Source organism: Desulfoplanes sp., from assembly GCF_054921335.1.
In genome coordinates, this window is record NZ_JBUDSQ010000139.1 from 1 (window position 1) to 3,917 (window position 3,917).

3 protein-coding genes and 2 pseudogenes are annotated in these 3,917 nt (G+C 46.1%); all 5 read right to left on the reverse strand.

The window, feature by feature from the left end; genetic code table 11:
• Nucleotides 1–651, reverse strand: a pseudogene (locus ACY692_RS14415) (BREX system P-loop protein BrxC); the annotation flags it as partial.
• Nucleotides 652–763: 112 nt separating this feature from the next.
• Complete coding sequence (locus ACY692_RS14420; protein WP_462326077.1) at nt 764–1,339, reverse strand: DUF1788 domain-containing protein; 576 nt, start codon at nt 1,337–1,339, stop codon at nt 764–766.
• Entirely contained in the window at nt 1,336–1,935 is a 600-nt protein-coding gene (locus tag ACY692_RS14425; protein WP_462326078.1) for a DUF1819 family protein, read from the reverse strand. The genes ACY692_RS14420 and ACY692_RS14425 overlap by 4 nt, the downstream gene beginning before the upstream one ends.
• A gap of 376 nt (nt 1,936–2,311) precedes the next feature.
• Nucleotides 2,312–2,851 (reverse strand): DUF4410 domain-containing protein, encoded by a 540-nt coding sequence (locus tag ACY692_RS14430; RefSeq protein ID WP_462326079.1) that lies wholly within the window; start codon nt 2,849–2,851, stop codon nt 2,312–2,314.
• Between the two features lie 414 nt (nt 2,852–3,265).
• Nucleotides 3,266–3,917, reverse strand: a pseudogene (locus tag ACY692_RS14435) (IS1634 family transposase); the annotation flags it as partial.

Below are 3,917 nucleotides of genomic sequence, written 5' to 3' on the forward strand. Positions count from 1 at the left end.
GACGATTTCATCCTGGTGGAAATAAAAGGTATCCCGGTCATCGAGCCATGAATTGTCGGTGGCCTGCTCGTAATCCCTGCAGAATTGTTCGTACACGCCCTGGTCGGTCAGGTGGCGTTCCAGGTCCGCAATATGGGGTGAATCACCGCAGAACCCCTGCATCTCGTTGAAGACCCGCCAGAATACCGAGAGAATGGTCCCCCTTCCATCATTGGAGTCGGCCCGGCTGTCGATATTGAAGAGAACCACGTCTGTCCCTGTTCCCGTGGCCTTTTTTACATTGGCCATGAGAAGGGGATCTTGAATTTTTGACGTAAAAAACTCGATGGCCCGCTTGTTCACCCCTGTTTTGGGATCGTTGGCGTTCCTGTTGTTGAGCAGGTAGGACAGGATCTTGATGAAATGCGATTTACCGGAGCCAAAAAAACCGGAAATCCAGACGCCCATTCGGTCGGTGATGTTGGGATCATCCGGGTTTTGCAGGGCATTCACATACGTATCGAAAAAGGTCCTGAAATGCCGATCCAATTCCCTGGTCAGAACGTATTCGTCCAATTCCTGCCAGACAATGGAATCTTCCTGCTGTTCCGCCTTGACCACCCCGTTGATGGGACGGGAAAGATTTTTATTGAACAGATCCTTGATGAGCATGGTTTGTGGGGGTTGAGGGTTTGTAGGAGTAGACTGAAGGCTGAAAGGGTTTAGGCTGAAGGCACGGCCTTGGGTAGTTCCTTCCGCCTATCCTTCCGCCTTCCAACTGCTTTTACGAGACCAACGAAAAAGCCCGATAATAGTTGCTTTCCCTGAGCCTGCTGAAGAGGCGCAGACCCTGTCCGGTAAAATGGCCGGGATAGAACATGACCAAAGGAGTGTCTTCCGTGAGAGGGTGCAGGCAATTGAGGAGGTTATGTCCCCGCAAAAGTGGCCAGGCATTACCCACGCCGCTCATGAGGACCAGGTCCTGTTCTTCAGGCTGGGTTATCTGAACGAAATGGTTGGCGATTTTTTGGGGGTGGAGTGGACCTCTGAGAGCCTTGAGCAATTCTTCATTCCCTTTGGTTTTTTGAAGCTTGAAGGCCTGATCGAGGATTTTTCGGCTTTCAAGATATCCTACGATAAGCTCGAACAGGTTGACATGGGTGAACCGAAGATCGGGTTTGCGTTTGTGGAGCTGCCCTTTGACCGTCTCGATGTAGTCCCTGACGAGTAATTCCTTCTCCGGCGGGTAGTCAAAAATGTAGAAGCCGATCTCGTTACCCAGCCCGGCGTTGCTGAGAAGTTCCTCAGACAAGAGGCGATCCGTAATTTTGTTGAGATGGGCGGTGAAGTCATCTGTCATTGTATGGCCTCCAGGCACTTAAGCACGTACTGCTCGTGTGTTGATCGGAGCATGGCCTCCACTTCGGGCGTGAGATAAAAAGGCATGATGGTCTTGGAACGGGCCGAATCGATGACCGCAGCTTCTGAAAGGATGCGAAAAACAACCTGCCTGATCTTGGCCTTTGTGGAATCGGACCAAAGAGCCAGCCTTGGTTCGATATGGCTGCAGTCTTCAAAAAAGCGGTCCCAGTCGAGAATGTGGAGGCGTCCCTTAAAGGTTCTCTTGTGTTCACCGACAACCTTGAGGATGAAATCGCCGACAAGATGATTATGTTTGATGGCCGCACAAAAAACGGCCTGACAGGTTTGATCGTGTGGACCATCGGCAATGATTGGAAGAAAGGTCGGATCGAGCATGGAAAAACGTTTCCAGATAAGCGTAGCCTGTCGCCGGGCCGCAGCCGGTGATCGCTTCTGAAGAATGTTATCTTGCACGATTGCATCGAGAAAATCTTTTTTTCCCATCCCCTTTCGCATAAGATCCGCTACCAGCCTGCTTTCGCGGACAAGAAGCCCCCCTGCGACAAGCTCTCCGTTATACAGTGATCCGTTCATCTCTTCTCTTGATATCGCTCTCGGCCTTTTTTGCTGGCCGTATGTCTATCACCCAACGTAGTATGTAACTGGGTCCCGGAAGTATCCCTTTTCAAGATCATAGTAAATACTCGGATATAGAAAAAGTCTTCAAATTTTTTTAATATTGATTTTATTAGATAATTTTTTTTACATCCAGATTCAAAAAAGATCCAGGCCACAATTAAACAGATTAGTATGACAAAATAGTTTTTTTTCTCATTTCAAGCGTGAAAGAATTTTGAATGTATAAGTAATGCAATATACGAATCATCGCTTTATAGTCGAAAAAAAAGGATGCCTGAAAAAACAAGCATCCTTTGAATACTATTTTTAAGTAATATATGGATAGATCTGATTATGAATGAGTCAGTTCATCAGCCATCTCATCGGCAAATTCTTCATAAAGCCAGTTCAATCTAACAGAGTCCTGCCCTCCGATAGCTCCCCCAAGAGCATATGATGCGGATATTGTGAATTCATCGAGTATTTTCCCGGATGGGTCTTTGATCATGACACGGCCGGTGAGGGAATCATTGCCTGCCATAAAACCAAACATGGCAGCTGTGAGGGTTGAGCGTACGCGGATATCTTCAACTTCAATTTCGATTGTCGGGGATTCCGTCCCTTCTAATGACTCGTTCAACAAAGATCGTGCGGTCAATGACTTTACCACCTTGTCCTTGAATTCATCCTGGTCAAACTTGATATTGTCGGCGAGATCCTTTTTGGCCTCGGGAGTGAGTTTGATAGCAATTTTTCCTGCCGGCTGATCCTGTGTGATAAATGTGGCGGGAGTGGCCGGGCTGGATAGATCCTTGCGCTTAACACTCGAAGCACATCCGCTGATGATGAAAGATGCCAAAACCAGAACAAGTACCGATTTGAAACTACGCATACAAATTCTCCTTAAAAAAATGAAATGAAGGCCGACGGCTCCAAGTGTAAGATGATTTTGTAATCATATCGTTGCCTAAAGCCGATACTAAAAATTGCGATTTGGCTGTTTAAGGTAAAAAAACCTTTTAATCAACTGGTTAGAATTCGGCATATTGTCATACAAATATAAAACAAAATATTCAGGATGCTTTGCAACAGGAATATTGAATTTTTTGAATAAGTTATAATTTTTTGAAAAATACATTATTCTGGATAGTTAATGTATAAACAGATGGTGTAGATTAAAAAAAAGGCAACCTGATAATTGTCCAATTTGGGTAGCCCCCTGTGTCAGGGAAGTTGTCGCCTCTTCTGACTCGACTTTCAGGCTTAATCACTTAAAATTCTTTAAAAATAGAATAATATCAACAAATTACGCCTGAACTTTTTGTAAGACCCCATTTTGTATTTTGTAGCCTATGGCAGCGAGGATGGCTGCTTGTTCGGGGTCTGGTTCTTCGAGCATTCTGGTGGGTTTTCTTTTACCACTGTGCCAGCATAAACAGCTATTCAAATTTCGCATGGACTGCATGGCACTGTCGGGACTGCATGCGACTCCTGCGCGATTCAGCCAAAGTGTGGCCAGCCGGAGGTACGTCAAGGCCCACTATGCATGAGAAAATGTGGCAGCGAATTTTCGAGTCGGTCCAGTGCCACATGGGGCGGAAGTTTCCGAACTCACCAGCTTTTGTCTGCCTGAAGGCATTTTCCACCTGGTATCGATCAAGGCTGGCCCGGACGATATCATCCGTGGATAAATCGTGATATGATGTCACAATAATATTTTTACCGAACCTGGCGATGTGTTTGCTTATCCGATAGTGATTCTTGCGAAAATACAGCTGAAGTCTTTGATTCGAAACCCTGAAATCAAGATCATAGAGATCCTTAGGAAGGTAGAGAGAGCCACAGAGTTCTTTGTAGCGTTGCTGGACCAGATGTTTGGAGCCCCATCTTTTTTGCCCACCGCGCACCTTTGATCTGATCTCGAATATATCTGAGCCGAGACAGCTTTTCCTCTTCAG

Bases quoted from the DNA above. Each gene is read 5' to 3' on its own strand.
- ACY692_RS14420 (WP_462326077.1), bottom strand. From the start codon at position 1,339: ATGACAGATGACTTCACCGCCCATCTCAACAAAATTACGGATCGCCTC.
- ACY692_RS14430 (WP_462326079.1), bottom strand. From the start codon at position 2,851: ATGCGTAGTTTCAAATCGGTACTTGTTCTGGTTTTGGCATCTTTCATC.
- ACY692_RS14425 (WP_462326078.1), bottom strand. From the start codon at position 1,935: ATGAACGGATCACTGTATAACGGAGAGCTTGTCGCAGGGGGGCTTCTT.